This is a genomic window from Rhodococcus quanlei (assembly GCF_055231015.1).
In genome coordinates this window covers 1-17,852 of sequence record NZ_JBUYWD010000030.1, presented here as the reverse complement: position 1 = coordinate 17,852, position 17,852 = coordinate 1, and the positions used below count along the sequence as shown (strand labels likewise).

Below are 17,852 nucleotides of genomic sequence, written 5' to 3'. Positions count from 1 at the left end.
CGTGGACACCGCGCACGGCCACGGCATGACGGTGGGAGATCAAAGATGGCGAAGTTCCTTGTCCCCGGTGCAGCGAGCGCCGCAATCGGTGCCGTTGTCGGCGTTGTCGCCGTCCTGGGCGTCACCTTCGCCGCATCGGAGAACTCTCGCCCCGAGATCGACCGCAGCGGAAACGCGGATTCATCGATCTTGAACCAGGTTGAATACGGCACCCGCTGAGGACGCCGGCTCCCCGAGTTCCCGTTCGCTGTCACGGCGGTGGCTGTTCGGCGCCTCCGTCGTTGCGATACTTCTAGCCTTTTTTCAGTCTCCCGGCCGCATCGCCGCGGATACCAAGTACGACCTCACCGAGAACCCTCTCGGCTTCCTGGAACGTGCATCGCACCAATGGAGTTCCATCGCCCCCATGGGGCAGGTGCAGAACCAGGCCTACGGCTACTTCTTCCCCCACGGACCCTTCTTCGCGCTCGGTGACCTCCTCGGTCTCCCCGCCTGGATCACCCAGCGGTTCTGGTGGGCGCTGCTCCTGGTGGCCGGGTTCTGGGGTGTCGTGCGCCTTGCCGAGGCGCTGGGCGTCGGGAGCCGCAGTTCTCGGATCATCGCGGCGACCGCATTCGCGTTGTCGCCGCGAGTACTGACGACACTCGGTTCGATCTCGTCGGAAACCCTTCCGATGATGCTGGCGCCATGGGTGCTACTTCCCGTCGTCGTCGCTCTCGATCACGCACATCCGAAATCGCTGCGGCGACTGGCGGCACAATCCGCTGTGGCGGTTGCACTGATGGGGGCCGTGAATGCGGTCGCCACCGCCGCCGCCTGCCTGGTCGCCGGGCTATGGTGGCTCGCCCACCGACCCAACCGCCGGTGGATTGCTTTCAGCGTGTGGTGGTTTCCGTTCATCGGTCTCGCCACACTGTGGTGGCTGATCCCGTTGCTGTTGCTGGGCCGCGTCAGCCCACCTTTCCTCGACTACATCGAATCCTCCGGTGTCACCACCCAGTGGACGTCGCTGGCCGAGATTCTGCGCGGCACCGACAGCTGGACACCGTTCGTCTCCCCCGAACGCATCGCGGGAGCGGTGCTCGTCACGCAGCCGGCGGCGGTCGTCGCTACCGGCGTGATCGCGGCGGCGGGACTCGCCGGTCTGTGCATGCGCGCGATGCCGGCACGTGGACGTCTGGTGTTGATCCTGCTGGTCGGGATCGTCGGCCTGTCCGCCGGCTACGTGGGAGAACTCTCCTCCCCCTTCGCCGAGCAGGTGCGGCTGTTTCTCGATTCGGGCGGAGCACCTCTACGGAACGTGCACAAACTCGAACCGCTCGTCCGCATCCCCCTCGTCCTCGGGCTCGCGCATCTCCTCGCGAAAGTGCCCCTGCCGGGTTCGGTGCCGTTCCCCCGGTGGCGCGGTGCGCTCGCGCACCCCGAACGCGAACCGATGGTGGCGGTGACCAGCCTGCTGATGGTGGCACTGACCCTGGCCACCTCGCTGGCCTGGACCGGCAAGCTCGCACCTCGCGGGACGTACGAGCAGGTACCCGACTACTGGCATCAGGCGGCGCAATGGTTGGACGAGAACGCCCAGGGCGACAGCCCCGACGGGTCGGAAATGCAGCGCGCCCTCGTCATCCCCGGTGCCCCGTTCGGCAGCCAGGTCTGGGGCCTCACCCGCGACCAGCCGCTCCAGGCCCTCGCCACCACGCCGTGGGCTGTTCGCGATGCCGTGCCGTTGACCCCACCGGGCGCCATCCGGGCGATGGATTCCGTCCAACGACTGATCGCGCACGGACGACCATCCGACGGTCTAGCGGAAACGCTACTGGGCCAGGGCATTCAGTACTTGGTGATGCGGAACGATCTCGATCCGGAAACCTCCCGCTCCGCCCGCCCGATTCTCGTGCATCAAGCGATCGAGGGGTCGCCGGGAATCGAGCAGGTGGCCGAGTTCGGCGAGGAGATCGGACCGCGCACGGTGGAGGGCATCGTCACCGACAGTGATCTGCGGCCCCGTTACCCGGCGATCCAGATCTTCCGGGTTTCGATGCCGGACGGATCGCAGGCACCCAGCGGCCCATACCTGGTCAATCTGGCGGATACCCCACGGATTCAGGGGGGGCCGGAAGCGGTGCAACGCCTGAACGAACGTGACTCGCTTCCCGGCGCGGGCCCCGTCCTCCTTGCTTCCGACGCACAACGGGCCGGACTACCCGTCGACGCGGTGCGGGTCACCGACACCCCCCGCAACCGCGAAACGGACTTCGGTCAGGTGGACGATCACAGTTCCGCCCTCCGGACCCCGGATCAAGCACGCAGCACCCACAACCTGGTGCCGGATTACCCCGTCGACGGGGCACCGCTCGTGCAGGGCGAGTGGGAGGGCGCCGAGGTCACGGTCTCGAGTTCGGCGTCCGACGCCACCCAACTCGGCGGCACCTCGCCCGCGAGCCGACCGGCCGCCGCCGTCGACGGCGACCCCGCCACCGGCTGGTTCAGCAACGGCATCGAACATGCGCTGGGCCAGTGGATGCAGATCGACCTCGACGAGCCGATCACCAGCGGCTTGCTGCACATCACCACGAGCCCCGCAGCCATCGGCGCACCCGTCCGCTGGCTCGAGGTCAGCACCCCCAACGGCAGTGCGGCCGTGAAGGTGGACGAGGCCGGGGAACCCACCCTGGTCTCGATTCCCCCCGGTGAAACGCCGTGGGTACGGGTCACCGCGCTGAGCACCGAAGACGGCTCCGCGGGAGCACAGTTCGGCATCAGCGAAATCGCCGTCGAGGACTTCTCGGACCGAGACGATCCGCACATGGTGCCCATCCGGTTCCGCACCGTTCTCCCCGAAACCCCTGCCGGAGCGACCGTCACGGGCTGGGATCTTGCCCAGGAATTGCCCGGTCGCCGCGCCTGCGTCGATTCCCCGAATCGGGTGCGTTGCTCCAACGCGATCAGACTCGCACCGGAGGAATCCGGGTTGTTCGATCGGACGCTGTCCGTACCCGAACCCACGACGGTCACACCGCAATTGTGGGTACGCGGTCGCCACGGTGACGCACTCGCCGAGATTCTCACCGCCGACGATCACCCCACCGCACACGGACGAAGTGACGTCGGCAATCTGCGCGGGTCCGCCTTCGCTGCCACGGACGGCAACCCACGAACCACGTGGACGGCCCCACAATCCACGACGAGGGGCGCCGGAGCGAATCCGACACTGACCATCGAACTGCCGGAACCGACTCTGGTGACCGGGCTCGACCTGACTCTCGGACGTGGTCAGCTTCCTGCCCCGCCGACCGGTGTCGCCGTCGACCTCGGCAACGGCCCGCAGGTCCGCGCGGTCGACGCGAGCGGACCCATCGATCTGGAACCGACCGTCACGGACCGCATCCTCCTCAGCGTGACGTCGTCGGACGACCGGATCAACTACACCGCATTCGGGTTCCCGCAGCCGCAACCCACCGGTCTCGCAGAGGTGGGGGTGATCGGCGAGCACGGCGTTCTTCTGCCCGGGTCCGGTGTATTGCCCGAAGCCGCATCGACTGGACGCACCGTCACGGTTCCCTGCACCGACGGACCCGTCATCTCGATGTCCGGGCAACAGATCCGGACGAGCATCACCGCCACGGTCGGCGAACTCCTCTCGGACGAGCCGGTCCGGGCCACCCCATGCGATCTCGGCGGGCCGGTCGAGCTCGCCGAGGGCCGTCAGGACGTGGTGGTATCGCCGACGTCCGCGTTCTTCGTCGACCACCTGCGACTGAACACACCCGCGGCACAGCTCGAGCCGGGCGGCGGACACACGACCGACGTCGACACCACGGCGTGGACGGAGAACCATCGCGAGACGACAGTCGAAGCCGGCGACGAAGCACAGATCCTGGTGGTTCCCGAAAGCACCAATATCGGTTGGGTGGCGACCGGCCCGAACGGCGACGAGCTGAAATCGGTTGTCGTGAACGGCTGGCAGCAGGGCTGGGTGATTCCCGCCGGCATGGGGGGCACCGTGTCGCTCGACTACCCGACGGACCGCTGGTACCGACTCGGCATCTTCGGCGGCCTATTGCTACTCGTCCCACTACTGTTCGGTGCGCTGGCACCCATCAGACGCCCCCGCGATCACGGCGGGCCCACGCGCACCTGGGCCTCCGCCACCGTCGCCTGGCTCGGCGTGTTCGCAGCCGGGGTCGTCATGGCAGGCGCAGTCGGCGGCGGCGTCACCGCGGCACTGTCGGGATTGTGGCTGGCGCTCGCCCGCTGGAAGGGAACAGCGTTCACGGCACGCACGTTCGTCGTCCTTGCGGGGGTAGGCGCAATGACCGGTATCGCGATGCTCTCGACCGGACCGTGGCGGTCGCCGGACGGCTACGTCGGCCACTCGTTCCTGGTTCAGCTTCCGATGGCGGTGGCCTTGGTGGCGACCGGGCTGGCCGTGATCCCACTGTCACGTTCGAGCGCGGTACGTCGGGCCTGCCGGCGCTTCACCGCACGTCGGGAAGGCTCTTCCACAAGGGCGTAGCTCGCCGAGGCAACAGCGATGCTGAGAACGACGGTCAACAGCAGCACGTAGCGGAAGTTGCCGGCGAAAGGCACGAGCCCGAACACGGGGAAGATGATCGTCAGGATCGGCAGGTGCCAGATGAAGATCCCGTACGACCACCGCCCGATGGCCAATGCGGGAGGACTGGCCAAAAGGCGGTGGCCGGCAGCCGTCCCGGCGTCGGCAAGCACGAGTGGGGCCATCAGCAGGAAGCTCATGACGGCTCCGAGCGCAATCTTGACGGCGTACTGCCACGGCTCCGGCCGGACGAGCCCTTCGGGGCCTGCCAGGTCGGTGGCCGTCAGCGCGAACGCCACCATCGCGCCGAGGAGCATCCACCAACGATGACGGGCCATCTTGTGAACGAAAGTCGGCGGGGCCACGGCGAGTTCTGCCAGCAACATCCCAGCGGCGAACCACGGCAGGTAACCCGGTAGCCAATTGTCGTGGTGAGTTCCGCCCAGTGCCGGAACAGGCAGGAACGCCCAGAAAAGACAGACCACCGCAGAGACGGTGATCACCGGAATCCGCCACCGCGCACGGTCGCCACGCAGCCCGACCAATACCAACGCCAGCAGCGGAAGCAGCAGATAGAAGGCAACTTCGACGGACAGGCTCCACATCTGCGTCAGGCCACCGGTGAGCGTGTACGGGACGAACACCTGAACCAGCGCCAGGTTCGCCCACCACGTCGTGAAGCTCGAGTCGGCCTCCGGCAGGAAAGCCAGAACCAGGACCACTGCCACCCAGTAGGCGGGCAGGATGCGGGTCGCCCGGGAAATCCAGTACCGAACCATGGGCTGAGGCCGAGCCAGCCCCCGTGCGGCCGCCGCGTGTGACCGCCACAACAAGAAGCCCGAGAGAGCGAAGAACAACGCCACCGCCAGATCGAAGCGCCCGAGCGCACGCCCGAGGATCGTGATGTTGACGGCGCCTGTCTGAAAGGCGACGTGGGTGACCAATACGCCCAGCGCTGCCAACCCGCGTAGACCCTCGAGTGCGGGGATGAATCCCCGCACGCCTGTCGCCGGGTCGGCCGTTCGCGGCGCCGTAATGCTCATTCCAGATAGTGTGCCCTGCGTCGCTATCTCGTGGAAAGCGACGGGGGATGGGGGAAATGTCAGCCGCGGACTGTTAGTGTTCTGCCTCACGTGGTGTCGATGTGGGCTCCATGCGATCCGCGCAGCCCTGCTGCCGTGGGGGAAACTCACTATCGACGAACTGAGTTAGGAGAGACAGCATGGCGGAGCGCTCAGGGCCGAGCCGGATTCTTGCTTGCATTCTGGTAGGCCTCGGTGCCTTCCTCTTGGCCATCGCCATCCTCGTCCCCACCTTCACGGTGGGGCAGTTGAAGAAGACGCCGTTGGACCTCGAGGTCACCACGATCGCCGAAGGAACCGGCAGCGTGCTCGACTCCAAGGCACTTCTCGCCGGCAACGTCAAGATCGACGAGAACGTGCCGATCGTTGCACAGCGGTATGTGACCGTTCAGGAACCGTCGAACGCGGACGACATCACGGTCCAGGCGGGTCTGACGGTTCGACGCACCGACAAGCAGGGCGATACCGGTCTGCTGTCGGCATCGGTCGACACGGTCACCATCGACCGCAAGACGTCCATGCCCACCAACGACCCCGTCGGAACGATCCAGACCGAGCCGAACCAGCCGGCCGTGGAGGTACCCCGCGACGGCCTGCAGTACAAGTTCCCGTTCGACGTGGAGAAGAAGGCCTACCCGTACTTCGACCGGATCGCCGAGGTCACCAAGCCGATCGAATTCGTCGAAGAGACCGAGATCAACGGCCTGACCGTCTACCACTTCAAGCAGAAGATCGGGCCGGCGGACCTGTCCGAGGTCACCGATTCCCCGTCCAACAAACTGAAGCTTCCCGCGAAGGTCTGGGGCGTTCCGGGCGGCGACCTGCCGGTCACGATGACGCGCTACTACACCAACGTGCGCGACGTGTGGGTCGAGCCGCAGACCGGTGTCGTCGTCAAGGGCCAGGAACAGCTTCACCAGTACTACGCCCGCAACGCCAACAAGCCTGAGGTGAACGTCCTCGAGGTCACGCTCCCGTTCACCGAAGAGACCGTCGAATTCCAGACTGAGCAGGCCCGTGACGGCATGGACCAGCTGGCACTGTTCGGCCGCACCCTGCCGATCGTCGCCGGAGTGCTCGGTGTCATCTCCCTGATCGCCGGCATCGTCCTCGGTGTGCGCGGCGGCAAGGGCAAGGACCCGGTCCGTGGGGACGACACCAACGGTCCCGACGATTCGGGCGCCGCACACGCAGCAGCTCCGGCTGCCTCGGATCGTGACTGGACGACGGACCAGACCGAAGAGATTCGGGATTGGACCAACGACCGGACCGAAGAGTTCCCCCCGGTTCAGGATCCGCGTCACAACCAGTAAGTCACGGCAACACAGCCAGAGCACACCGAAAAGGCCCCCGGATTTCGATCCAGGGGCCTTTTCGTGCGTTTCCCGCGATTTGCCTACCGTGGAACGCTCACACTCGCGACACGGGAGTCCGCGGACTCCGTGATGAGCAACGTCGGCCAGTCGTCGACGTCGCGGAGGAGTTGCCGATCGTGCGTGGAAAGAACTACCGCTGCCTGGGTCCCTCCCAGAGCATCCGTGAGTTCGTCGACAAGTGTGATCGAGAGGTGGTTCGTGGGCTCGTCGAGCAGCAGTACGTGCGGTTTGGTCGCGAGCACCAGGGCCAGATCGAGGCGGCGCTGCTGACCCATCGACAGTTCACCGACCCGCTTACTCGACTCGCGGGCCCGCAGGAGGCCGAGCTGCGACAGTCCCACAGCCTCCGATGCTTCCAACGTTCCCGCCGAGAGAAGGGCGCCGACGTGGTCGGCGTAGACGTCGCTCGCCCGCTGCTGCAGGGGTAACACGGTCTCCTGGCGCAGGAAGCCGAGGCGGGCTCCCTGTGGCATCCAGACGGAGCCCGAGTCCGGTTTCAGATGGTCGGCGATCACTCCCAACAGTGTCGACTTGCCGGCCCCGTTCGGGCCGGTCACGACCAGACGGTCACGATGCGAAAGCGAAAGCGAAACCGGGCCGGACACGCGCGCCGCAACACTGATGCGATGAACGTTCAGCAATACCGCACCGGTTCTCGTGGACAGTTCCGGGAATCGGAACTGCTGCGGTGGCTCCGGCACCGTCACTGCGTGGGCCTCGAGCTGTTCTTGTCTACGATGCACCCTCTGCACCAGCCCGCCCGCACGAGTCGCGCGTCCGTGCTTGTTCGAACCCTTCTCCGGGCGCCACCCGGACACGAGGCGGTTCTGCGCCGTGCTGAGGCTCTCCTGTAATCGAGCGTGCTCGACTCGTTGGCGCTCGTACTCCTGCTCCCACCGTGCACGCTCGGCCCCTCTACCCTCGCGATAGCCGGCATAACCGGTGCCGTATATGCGCACCCGATCATCTGGTGTCGGATCGAGGTCGACTACGGTTTCCGCGACCTCCGACAACAACGCGCGATCGTGAGTGACAACGACGACACCGCCGTTACGCGCTCGAAGTCGCGCGCTCAGAAACTCGAGTCCACTGCGGTCGAGGTGGTTGGTGGGCTCGTCGAGCAGCAGAAAATCGGCATCGGCACCCAGGAGGCATGCCAGACGCACTCGATACCGCTGCCCCACGGAGAGGTCACCGAGCAGACGAGTCAGGTCGGTTTCTGCGTCGAGTGCCTCGAGAGCGACCTTCACTCGCCGCTCGGCATCCCAGGCATCGAGCAGTTCGGCATACTCCAGCGCGACCGCGTATCGCTCGTCGGCACCGGGAGCACCGGCCGAGAGTGCGAGGGTCGCCGTGCCGAGCGACTCCAGCGCTGCGAGCGGTTCGGCTATCGCCTCCGCCACGGCGCCACCCACGGTTCGATCGTCGCCGGCCGGCATTTCCTGTTCCGCGACACCCAGTGTGCCGATGCGGTGAACCGTGCCGCGGTCCGGCGTGAGGGTGCCGTCGAGCACGTGGAGCAGGGTCGACTTTCCGCGACCGTTCTCACCCACGATCGCGATGCGCGACGTCGGCGTGACGGTGAGGTCGACATGGTTCAGGACAGTCCTCGCCCCGCGGATCACGGTGACGTCCGAGGCGATGAGTTGCGCGTTCTGACGCGCCGGTCGAGGGTTGGTCGGGGTAAGCATTCGTATCCTTCGAGAGGACGCACCCAATAGCCCAGGGACTCATGGACTCAGGGACTGAGAGTGCGCAGGTGACGGCGACCAAGAGAGGTCGAGAGCGAACGGCCGCCGCAAGCTCGGATGACTCGACGAGCGCGGTGGGCCTTGATTCAGCCGTCACAGGAAGTACAAATGCATGTCTCCTTGGTACCGGACACCGCACGGGTCCGCAAACGAATTCACCGAGAGGTCGATACCGTCGAACTCAGTCGTGCTGCGGCACGCGGGCAGCGCGCACGGACAGGACGCTGACGGTCAATGCGGTGACCGACGCCACCGACACCGCGATCGTGATCATCTGCCCCACAGTGGAAGCGGTGGTCACCATCACGGCCATTTCCACGAGGAGACCCACCCAGGCAACAGCAGCGAGGTGCGTCCGTTCTCCGGCGATGGCCGACAGCAAAGCGCCCTGAAGCACTGCCAGGCAGGCACCGTGCAACGCAAACGCCCACAGCAAGGACTGCACGGGCGCGTAATCGGAGCCCACGAGCATCGGCACGATCGGGGAGGCCACCGCCACACCGAGGACGAGGACACTGCCGAGTCCGACCAGTACGGCGAGCGCGGATCGGACAGCACCTGCCGAATGGACGGGATTGGCCATCCGGGGGTACAGCACCACACCCACCGCCTGCGGCAACCAGAAGGCGACCTTGGTGGCGACCGCGCCGAGCGCGTACAAGCCGGCGTCCTCGTTGGTGAGGACCATCCGTGCGATAACCAGGTCCATGGACGACAGGGCGATGAGGGCTAGTTGCACCTGTGAGGCCGCCAGAACAGCGCCTACTTCGATTCGGCTCGGAGCTGCACTGTCGGGCTCGGCGGCGCGCTCTCCGGCCCCGGCGAACTCTGCGCCGGCGAGCGCACGGGCGGTCAGCGCGACCACAGCGGTGCCGACCGCACTGGCCACGAGAGCGAACCCCGCATCGCCCCCGAGTGCCAGGACGACGACGGCCGGGAGCACCTTGCCGATTCCGGCGCCGGCAAGAACGACGCTCAGTTCCCCGAAACGGCCACCGCCCTGCAGAATTCCCTGCTCAGTGGCCAACAATACGAGCATGGGCGCGGTGACGAGTGCAGCGAACGTGGCCCACAATCCGGTGTCCAACGCCCAGGAGACGACGGGCACGAGCGCAATCGCCACGACGACGACGATGGCGGTGCAACGGCCGCCGAGTGCCCGTACCGCATGAACGCTCCGGCCGTGCACCACTTCTCGTGCGGCCACCGTCTGTAGGGCGAGCGCCGGCACCGCCAACACCAACTGAGCCGCGAGCAGACTCGCGAACTCGCCGTAGCCGACCGGGCCGAGCCACCGACTCGCCGGAAGATGCAGCAGGTAGGAGGCGATATTGGCGATCATCGACCCCGCCGTCACCATCGTCACTCCAGCGACGGCAGAGTTGGTGGACGGTCGCTGCGGCATGTGGCCAATGATGCACCACGTATCGTGCCGCACATGACGTCGCGCCGCCTCGCACCCGCTCGAGCGGCGTCTCGAAGAAGCGCCGTGGCCGTCTCCGCGTACAGCCTCGGGTTGTCGCTTCTGATTCTCGGCCCGCTTCTCGGTCCGGGGTATCTGCTGTTGCGCGATGCGGTGAGTACGCCTCGCTCCTACCTGTCCGATGCCGCGCTCGGCCTCTCTGACGCCGCGGCTCGGGCGGTGCCGCAGGATTGGCTGCTCGCAACCCTGAGCACGGTCGTCGACGGCGGGCTTACGGTGAAGGCGATCCTGCTGGCCTGTCTGTGGCTCGCCGGTACCGGTGCTGCCCGGATGGTGCGGACCCTGCTGCCGACCGCCACAGTGGGACCACAACTCGTCGCGGCGACCGTCGTTCTGTGGAATCCGTACATTGCCGAACGGCTTCTACAGGGGCATTGGAGCCTCCTCGCCGGGTACGCGGCCCTGCCGTGGACGGTATGCGCCGCCGTGGCGATTCGTCGAGGTGCACGTTCTGGTTGGTTCGTCCTGGCGGCATGTGCGGCCGGTGCCGGACTCACCCCGACCGGCGCGCTGTTGGCTGCGGCTACCGCCGTGGCGGTGCTGTCGGCCCCAGGTGGGCACTCTCGGCGTTCTGTGCGGCTCCTGGGCACCCTTGCGCTCTTCGTGGCAGCAGGGTCACCGTGGCTGATCGCCACAGCCGTGTCGGAGGGAGCCGCGGAGGGCTCCGATCCGGCCGGGGTGGCAGCCTTCGCCGCCCGCGCGGAACCGGGGCTCGCCACCGTCGGCAGCCTCCTCGGGTTGGGCGGAATCTGGAACTCGACCGCGGTACCCGACAGCCGCACCACGGTGTTCGCCGTCGTGGGGACGGCCGTGTTGCTCGCTGTCGTGATCGCCGGAGCACCCGCGCTGTGGCGGCGGCGCCGGAACCCGGTGATCGGTGCGCTCGCCGCACTTGCCGCCGTGGCCGTTCTGGGCCCGACGCTCGGCGCCACCGCCTGGGGTTTGGCCGTCGGCGAGTGGGCGGTGCAGGCGATACCGGGTGCCGGGCTGGCGCGGGACGCACAGAAGTGGGTCGCGCTTGCCGCGCCCCTGTACGCGCTGGCGGCGGCTGCCGCGGTGATGCGTAAACAGTTTACGCCCGCGTGGTCTGCGGCGGCGATGCTGGCCGTGATCATCGCGCTGCCGGACCTGGTGTGGGGCGTCGGCGGTGCGCTGACGCCGGTGCGCTACCCGGATTCGTGGAATCGGGTGGCGACGATCCTCGAGCAGGACACGAGTCCCGGAGACGTGGCGATTCTCCCGGCCGGCATGTTCCGCAAATTCGACTACACCGGGCGTGCTCCGGTACTGGACCCGGCGCCGCGCATGCTTCCCGACGATGTGCTTCGAACAGGCGCGCTCCCTGTCGCAGGCGGCACGGTCGCCGGGGAGGGCGCGCGAGCCGAGGACGTCGAACACGTCCTGCTCTCCGGTGGGTCCGAAAGCGCCCTCGCCGACCTGGGCGTGCGGTGGGTGCTCGTCGAGCGCCGCACTATCGGGGAACTCGGAGACTCAGCCAGAACCCTCGAGCAGCTCGACAGCACGTACGAGGATACGAACCTGGCGCTCTACCGAGTCAGCGGCGACGTGAGCGTCGAATCAATTTCCGCTACCAGCCGCGTCGCAGTGCTGACGGCGCACGCGCTGTGGGCGGCGCTGTTCGTCGGCGGTCTAATCGGTGCGGGCGTACTCACCCTCGCCGACAGGCGGCAACGGAAGAACCGGTGCGACGAGCCCTGACGTGTGCCTCCCGGCGGTGGTCTGCACCAACACGTCGTGAACGCCCTTGCCGGTGTGCTTCCACGAGAACTCGCCGGCCCGCACCCGCGCTTTCTCCCCCAGCAGGGTGCGCGCCTCCGCGTCGAGCAACAGGGTGCTGATCGCTTCGGTGAGAGCGGCGACGTCGGTGGATGAGACTTCGGTGCCACCCACCAGAATCCCCGTCACACCGTCGACGATCGAATCGGTGAGCCCCTTCGAACTGCGGTAGCCGACCGTGGGTACCGCGTGCTGCGCAGCCTCGATGACCGCCAGTCCCCAGCCTTCCTTCCTCGACGGCATCACGTGAACCCATGCCCGCCCGAGCAACTCGTGCTTGCGCGCCTCGTCGACGTGCCCGTGGAACGTGACCGCATCGCCGATTCCGAGTTCGTGCGCCCGCTCGCGAAGGTTCTGCTCCCACCAGCCACCGCCCACCACGTCGAGATGCAGACCGGGCACGGTCGGCCGCAGCGTCGCAACCGATTCGAGTGCGTCTTCGATCTGCTTGTGCGGCACCAAGCGCGACAACACGCACACGCTGGGATGGTCGGTTCGGCTGTGATCGCCGCCGGCGTCGACACCGAAAGGAAGATCGTCTGCCCCGTTTCGGACCACGGCGATTCGGTCACGATCGATACCGAGATCGACCAACTCGTCAGCAGAAGGCAAGGACACCGTCAGATACTGATTGTTCTTGTGAGCGCGCGGCGACAACCACGACTCGACCCACCACCCGATCTTGCCGACCAGCTTGCCGGCGACCGGCCACTGTTCACGGTGGCAGTGGTGCACGAGCAAAGTCACCGGAGCACCGGACACGGTGCGGGAGAAGAACGGGATTCCGTTCTGGGTGTCGATCACCGCGTCGGGCCGAATGCCCGCAAGCGGACCGAAACCGAGACGCCCCGCCGCAATCGCCGCAAGCGCACGTGGGTAGACGCTGTACCGGCCGCCGGCCCGGCTGATCTCGATACCGTCGATCGTTTCATTGCGCGCCGCCCCGCCGTAGCGCGCCGTCCGCAAAGTCACCTTGATACCGCGAGCGGCGAGTTGTGCGCCGACCTGCTCCAGGTACCGCTCACTGCCGCCACCCTGGGGGTGTCCGGTGTCGCGCCAGCACAGCAGCAATACCTCTCGCACTGTCGTGAACTCCTGTAGTCGCCGATCGAACCTGCCGGGCACAACCTGTACCAGGCGGTAGTCCCCCGCACACCCTAACCGTTCGGCACGGCCCGGAAAGGGTCGCGGAGACTGCAACAGTAAGGTTCACTTCCGTGAGATCGCGCGCCGTGACACGTCGATTCGGTCGACGAGCAACCCTGAAACGCTCGTTCGGCCTGCTCAGCGACTTTCGGCACGAGCAGACGGCCCCCGAACTCTTCTACGGTGCGCTCGCCCGCGACTCCCTCGAGTTGATTTCGGACCTCTACTTCGGGCTGACCGAATCCGACCTGACCGGGGCGACCGTCCTCGACGTGGGCGGCGGTCCGGGATACTTCGCGGAAGCATTCACCGAGGCGGGGGCGCGGTACGTTCCCGTCGAACCCGATCCGTCCGAGATGCATGCCGCCGGTCTTGCCGTCGGAGGTGCCGTACGCGGCTCCGGGCTCGCCCTGCCGTTCCGCGACTCGTCGGTCGACGTCTGTTTCTCGTCGAACGTCGCCGAACACGTGCCGCAGCCGTGGGTGATGGCGGACGAGATGCTGCGTGTGGTCAAGCCGGGCGGTCTGATGGTGCTGTCGTACACGTTGTGGTGGGGCCCGTTCGGTGGTCACGAGACGGGCCCCTGGCACGCTTTCGGTGGTGAGTACGCCGCCCGCCGCTACCTGCGCACAACCGGCAACGAACCGAAGAACCGTTACGGAACCTCGCTGTTCAAGGTCGGCGCCGCCGACGGACTGCGGTGGGCCCGCAGCGTAGAGAGCGCCGAGATGCTCGCCGCTTTCCCCCGCTACCACCCGCGGTGGGCGTGGTGGATGGTGCACGTACCCGGGGTCCGGGAATTCCTGGTGAGCAACCTCGTGCTCGTCATGCGGAAGAAGTAGGGGACCGCGGTGCGCCTCGCGCTCGACGTCGGCGGGACCAAGTTTGCCGCCTGCCGCGTCACCGACGACGAGGTCACCGCGACGGGAGTCCAGCACAATGCCGTCACCGCCCCGACACCCCGATCCGATGTGTGGGGCGCCTGCTCCCGTCTGTTGCACACTGTCGCCGGCGGCCATGAGGTCACCGCCGTGGGCATCGCGAGTGCGGGGCCGGTCGATGTCGAGCGAGGAATCGTCTCACCCCTCAACATCGCCGAGTGGGTGCGCGGTTTTGCGCTGGTGGACGCGATACGCGGGCTGTTTCCACGAGCCGAGATCCAGCTTGCTCTGGACGGCACCGCGGTAGCCCTCGCGGAGCATCGTCTCGGCGCCGGACGCGGTTGTGCCGACTTGCTGAGCGTCGTGGTGTCCACCGGCGTCGGCGGCGGACTGATTCTGGGCGGAAAGCCCGTGGCGGGTCGAACCGGAAACGCAGGGCACGTCGGGCACGTGGTGGTCTCGGTCGGCGAAGACCGGTGCGCCTGCGGCGGTGTCGGCTGCCTCGAATCGGTGGCGAGCGGTCCTTCAGCTGTCAGGTGGGCGCAGGCGCACGGCTGGCACGGCTCAGACGGTCGCGATCTGGCCCGAACTGCATCCGACGGTGATCCCGTGGCGATTGCGGCCCTCGACCGCGTCGGGTCCGCGTTGGGTGAAGCCTTTTCCTCCGTTGCGGCGCTCGTGGACCTGAATCTCGTGGTGGTCGGCGGCGGATTCGCCCAGGCCGGGCCGGCGATGTGGGACCCGCTCCACGCGGCTGTGGCTCATCATGCCGGTTTGTCGTTCACGCGGGATTTACGGGTTGTGCCCGCCGCACTCGGTCCCACCGGCACGCTCGCCGGGGCCGCGATCATCACTGCGGAACTCTGAGGACGGTCCGACTGTTCCCTTTCCCTGTAACGTGTTCTAGTGTCCAGGGTCACACCATTTCGTCCGACTCTCCGCCGCGGCCACGACCAGGAGGAACGAAAACATGCCCGATTACGACCAGCTTTACATCGGCGGCCAGTGGGTACCGCCGCACACCGACGAGGTTCTCGAGATCTTCTCCCCCGCCACCGAAGAACGTGTCGGCGTCGTACCCGTCGCGTCTCCCGCCGACATCGACAACGCGGTAGCCGTCGCCCGCCGCGCCTTCGACGACGGCCCGTGGCCGCACACCACGCCGTCCGAACGCGGCGAGATCCTGGCCAAAGCAGCCAAGCTGATCGAGGAGCGCAGCGCCGAACTCACGTCTGTCCTGTCGTCCGAGATGGGCCAGCCGCCCGCCACGGTGGGCATGATGCAGCAGACCCCAGCGCTCGCCACCCTGAACTTCTACGCCGGTCTCGCGAACGACTTCGAGTGGGACCAGACCCGCACCGGAATCTTCGGTCAGGCCCGCGTGCTGCGCGAGCCGGTCGGCGTCGTCGCCGCCGTGCTGGCCTGGAACGTGCCGCTGTTCCTCGCCGTCAACAAGCTCGCACCGGCACTGCTCGCGGGCTGCACGATCCTCCTCAAACCGGCACCGGAGTCGCCCCTCGCCACCAACATGATCGCCGAGATCCTCACCGAGGCAGGCGTTCCCGAGGGCGTCATCTCCGTACTGCCCGGCGGCGCCGAGACCGGCGAATACCTGGTGTCGCACGCCGACATCGACAAGATCACCTTCACCGGCTCGAGCCCCGTCGGCCGCAAGATCGGTGCCATCGCCGCCCAGAACCTGAAGCGTTGCTCGCTCGAGCTCGGCGGCAAGTCCGCCGCGATCATCCTCGAAGACGCCGACCTCACAGCCACCATGCCGATGCTGGTGATGTCCGGCCTGATGAACACCGGCCAGGCCTGCGTCGCGCAAACACGCATCCTCGCACCGCGCTCGCGCTACGACGAAGTGATCGAAGGCCTCGTTGCCGGCTCCGCCATGATGACCGTCGGCGACCCCAGCGATGCCGCAGCTCAGCTCGGGCCGCTGATCTCAGAGAGACAGCGCGAACGCGTCGAGGGCTACATCGCGAAGGGCAAGGAGGAAGGCGCCCGCGTCGTCCTCGGCGGCGGACGCCCGGCCGGATTCGACAAGGGGTGGTACGTCGAACCCACGATCTTCGCGGACGTCGACAACTCGATGACCATTGCCCGCGAGGAGATTTTCGGCCCCGTCCTCTCTGTGATCCCCTACGACTCTGAGGACGAGGCCATCAAGATCGCCAACGACTCCGACTACGGTCTGGCCGGTTCGGTGTACACCACTGACGCCGAGCACGGCCTCGCTGTAGCCAAGAAGATTCGCACCGGCACCTACGCGATCAACTGGTACGCCTTCGACCCCGGATCACCGTTCGGGGGCTACAAGAACTCCGGCATCGGACGCGAGAACGGCCCCGAAGGACTCGAAGCCTTCTGCGAAACCAAGTCTGTACTCATGCCGCCCGGCTATTCCGGGTAACCCGCACCCCTTTCCGACGAATGTCACACACGTTCAGCTCACGCGAACGTGTGTGACATTCGTGGGCGTCGGGTCGGGTGGTTTCGGTCAGCCGACGCTGCCGGTCCCGATTCCGTCCAGCGGGCCACCGACGAAGATGATCTGCGGGAAGCTCGTTGCCGGATTCGTCAGATCGAGCACGCTCGCGCATTCACCGATCACGGCATACACCCCGTCCACCAGTTCGGACGTTACGTAATCTCTCGCGGCGGTTCCGTCGAGGTTGGCGCCGACCCGGTCGAGCGGATTGATCGTTCCCCAGGCAGCGAATCCCGGTTCGAGGATCTCCAACGGATTCTGCAGTACGGCCGGAATCTTCATGGCGTCGATGACATAGGCGCCGCAGGAGGGGTTGAGAATTCCTTCGTTCGGGTTGGTCACGGTCAGGTTCAGGACGTTGTCGTCTGCCGCGACGCTCACGCCGGGAGCCAGAACCCCTTCGGCCGCCGAGGCGGTTGCCGGTGCTGCCAGGGCGATGCCCGCTGTGGCAGCGGCAGTAACCGCCGCACCGGCGACGACTCGCTTCATACCGCCACGTGTCGATGTCCGCATATGTAGTGCCTTTCGAAGAACCCCGACGACAATTGGTGCGGCTCGAACACTATGTGACGCAAGTTACCCATGTGACAGTTCGGGATGGACGGTCATCGAATAGTCACCGAACGGTGACCTGCCACCCACCCCTTCGTCGACGAATGTCACACTCGTTCAGCTCACGCGAACCGCTGTGACATTCGTCGACGACGCGAGGCACGCGGCAGATACAGTGAGCTCCGACGACAGTCCTCTTCTTCAGCCCCGGAAGGTGTCACCGTGAACCGTTTCCAACAGGGTGCAGCCGCCTTCAACAAGGTGATGCGACGACTCATCGAGGCACCGCTCGTCGGCCGATACCTCTCGCGTTCGATGACGGAGGTCTCCTACGTCGGACGCAAATCCGGTCGCCGATTCTCCTTGATCGTGGCGTACAAACGACGCGGAGACGAACTCACCATCGGAGTCGCGATGCCCCAGAAGAAGGGATGGTGGCGGAACTTCCATCCGAACGGCGGACCGATTCTCGTGCAGCTCGACGGGATCGAACGCACCGGTACAGCCGTCGCGCATCGAGACGGAGACGACGTCCACGTGAAAGTGGCACTCGACTGAACCGGCGCATCCCTGAACGACCGATGTCACACTCGTTCAACTCGCGCGAACGTGTGATGCTCCTATGTTTCGTCAAGGGGTGTTTTGGGGGTTGGGGTGGGTCAGGAGTTGGTAGATCTCGCGGGCGACGGCGCGTTTGAGGCAGCGGATGATCTCGCGTTTGGTTTTGCGTTG

12 protein-coding genes and 1 pseudogene are annotated in these 17,852 nt (G+C 66.6%); 8 read left to right on the top strand and 5 right to left on the bottom strand.

The window, feature by feature from the left end; translation table 11 throughout:
- Positions 1 to 45 precede the first annotated feature (45 nt).
- Together ACZI8Q_RS19870 and ACZI8Q_RS19865 are read left to right on the top strand one after the other, a co-directional pair.
- A complete protein-coding gene (locus tag ACZI8Q_RS19870) occupies positions 46 to 219 on the top strand; it encodes a DUF2613 domain-containing protein (RefSeq protein ID WP_463375299.1) in 174 nt (57 codons plus the stop codon).
- The gene (locus ACZI8Q_RS19865) at positions 200 to 4,516 is read left to right on the top strand and encodes an alpha-(1->3)-arabinofuranosyltransferase (RefSeq protein WP_463375298.1); all 4,317 of its coding nucleotides are present in this window, start codon (positions 200 to 202) and stop codon (positions 4,514 to 4,516) included. The genes ACZI8Q_RS19870 and ACZI8Q_RS19865 overlap by 20 nt, the downstream gene beginning before the upstream one ends.
- A 20-nt stretch (positions 4,517 to 4,536) precedes the next feature.
- Here ACZI8Q_RS19865 and ACZI8Q_RS19860 read toward each other — a convergent pair.
- Positions 4,537 to 5,598: pseudogene (locus ACZI8Q_RS19860) on the bottom strand (acyltransferase family protein); the annotation flags it as partial.
- A 179-nt stretch (positions 5,599 to 5,777) separates the two neighbouring features.
- Between ACZI8Q_RS19860 and ACZI8Q_RS19855 the strand changes: the two are divergent.
- A complete protein-coding gene (locus tag ACZI8Q_RS19855) occupies positions 5,778 to 6,950 on the top strand; it encodes a PorA family protein (protein ID WP_463375297.1) in 1,173 nt (390 codons plus the stop codon).
- Positions 6,951 to 7,033: 83 nt separating this feature from the next.
- On the opposite strand, the gene ACZI8Q_RS19850 is transcribed toward ACZI8Q_RS19855, so the two are convergent.
- Positions 7,034 to 8,704 (bottom strand): ABC-F family ATP-binding cassette domain-containing protein, encoded by a 1,671-nt coding sequence (locus ACZI8Q_RS19850; protein ID WP_463375296.1) that lies wholly within the window; start codon positions 8,702 to 8,704, stop codon positions 7,034 to 7,036.
- A 241-nt stretch (positions 8,705 to 8,945) separates the two neighbouring features.
- Complete coding sequence (locus ACZI8Q_RS19845) at positions 8,946 to 10,169, bottom strand: MATE family efflux transporter (RefSeq protein ID WP_463375295.1); 1,224 nt, start codon at positions 10,167 to 10,169, stop codon at positions 8,946 to 8,948.
- Positions 10,170 to 10,202: 33 nt separating this feature from the next.
- Here ACZI8Q_RS19845 and ACZI8Q_RS19840 point away from each other — a divergent pair, with 33 nt between their 5' ends.
- Positions 10,203 to 11,966 carry a hypothetical protein gene (locus ACZI8Q_RS19840; RefSeq protein WP_463375294.1) on the top strand — a complete coding sequence of 588 codons (1,764 nt, stop codon included), beginning with the start codon at positions 10,203 to 10,205 and terminating at the stop codon, positions 11,964 to 11,966.
- Here the strand turns inward: ACZI8Q_RS19840 and ACZI8Q_RS19835 are convergent.
- Positions 11,898 to 13,127, bottom strand: a complete 1,230-nt coding sequence (locus tag ACZI8Q_RS19835; RefSeq protein ID WP_463375293.1) for a glycosyltransferase family 4 protein — start codon at positions 13,125 to 13,127, stop codon at positions 11,898 to 11,900. The genes ACZI8Q_RS19840 and ACZI8Q_RS19835 overlap by 69 nt on opposite strands.
- Positions 13,128 to 13,276: 149 nt before the next feature.
- Between ACZI8Q_RS19835 and ACZI8Q_RS19830 the strand changes: the two genes are divergently transcribed.
- The 3 genes from ACZI8Q_RS19830 to ACZI8Q_RS19820 all read left to right on the top strand — a co-directional run bounded on the left by ACZI8Q_RS19830 (position 13,277) and on the right by ACZI8Q_RS19820 (position 16,490).
- Positions 13,277 to 14,032: a class I SAM-dependent methyltransferase gene (locus tag ACZI8Q_RS19830; protein ID WP_463375320.1), complete on the top strand. Its 756-nt coding sequence runs from the start codon at positions 13,277 to 13,279 to the stop codon at positions 14,030 to 14,032.
- Positions 14,033 to 14,041: 9 nt separating this feature from the next.
- A complete protein-coding gene (locus tag ACZI8Q_RS19825) occupies positions 14,042 to 14,938 on the top strand; it encodes an ROK family protein (protein ID WP_463375292.1) in 897 nt (298 codons plus the stop codon).
- A gap of 103 nt (positions 14,939 to 15,041) precedes the next feature.
- Positions 15,042 to 16,490, top strand: coding sequence for an aldehyde dehydrogenase (locus ACZI8Q_RS19820; RefSeq protein WP_463375291.1), 1,449 nt, complete (start codon positions 15,042 to 15,044; stop codon positions 16,488 to 16,490).
- Between the two features lie 87 nt (positions 16,491 to 16,577).
- On the opposite strand, the gene ACZI8Q_RS19815 is transcribed toward ACZI8Q_RS19820, so the two are convergent.
- The gene (locus ACZI8Q_RS19815; RefSeq protein ID WP_463375290.1) at positions 16,578 to 17,057 is read right to left on the bottom strand and encodes a hypothetical protein; all 480 of its coding nucleotides are present in this window, start codon (positions 17,055 to 17,057) and stop codon (positions 16,578 to 16,580) included.
- Positions 17,058 to 17,342: 285 nt separating this feature from the next.
- Between ACZI8Q_RS19815 and ACZI8Q_RS19810 the strand changes: the two genes are divergently transcribed.
- Entirely contained in the window at positions 17,343 to 17,678 is a 336-nt protein-coding gene (locus ACZI8Q_RS19810; RefSeq protein WP_463375289.1) for a hypothetical protein, read from the top strand.
- The last annotated feature ends 174 nt before the right edge of the window (positions 17,679 to 17,852 follow it).

What these genes read in the sequence shown, in the direction of transcription:
- ACZI8Q_RS19870 (WP_463375299.1), top strand. Translation starts at nt 46, where the DNA reads ATGGCGAAGTTCCTTGTCCCCGGTGCAGCGAGCGCCGCAATCGGTGCC.
- ACZI8Q_RS19855 (WP_463375297.1), top strand. Translation starts at nt 5,778, where the DNA reads ATGGCGGAGCGCTCAGGGCCGAGCCGGATTCTTGCTTGCATTCTGGTA.
- ACZI8Q_RS19850 (WP_463375296.1), bottom strand. Translation starts at nt 8,704, where the DNA reads ATGCTTACCCCGACCAACCCTCGACCGGCGCGTCAGAACGCGCAACTC.
- ACZI8Q_RS19845 (WP_463375295.1), bottom strand. Translation starts at nt 10,169, where the DNA reads ATGCCGCAGCGACCGTCCACCAACTCTGCCGTCGCTGGAGTGACGATG.
- ACZI8Q_RS19840 (WP_463375294.1), top strand. Translation starts at nt 10,203, where the DNA reads ATGACGTCGCGCCGCCTCGCACCCGCTCGAGCGGCGTCTCGAAGAAGC.
- ACZI8Q_RS19820 (WP_463375291.1), top strand. Translation starts at nt 15,042, where the DNA reads ATGCCCGATTACGACCAGCTTTACATCGGCGGCCAGTGGGTACCGCCG.
- ACZI8Q_RS19815 (WP_463375290.1), bottom strand. Translation starts at nt 17,057, where the DNA reads ATGAAGCGAGTCGTCGCCGGTGCGGCGGTTACTGCCGCTGCCACAGCG.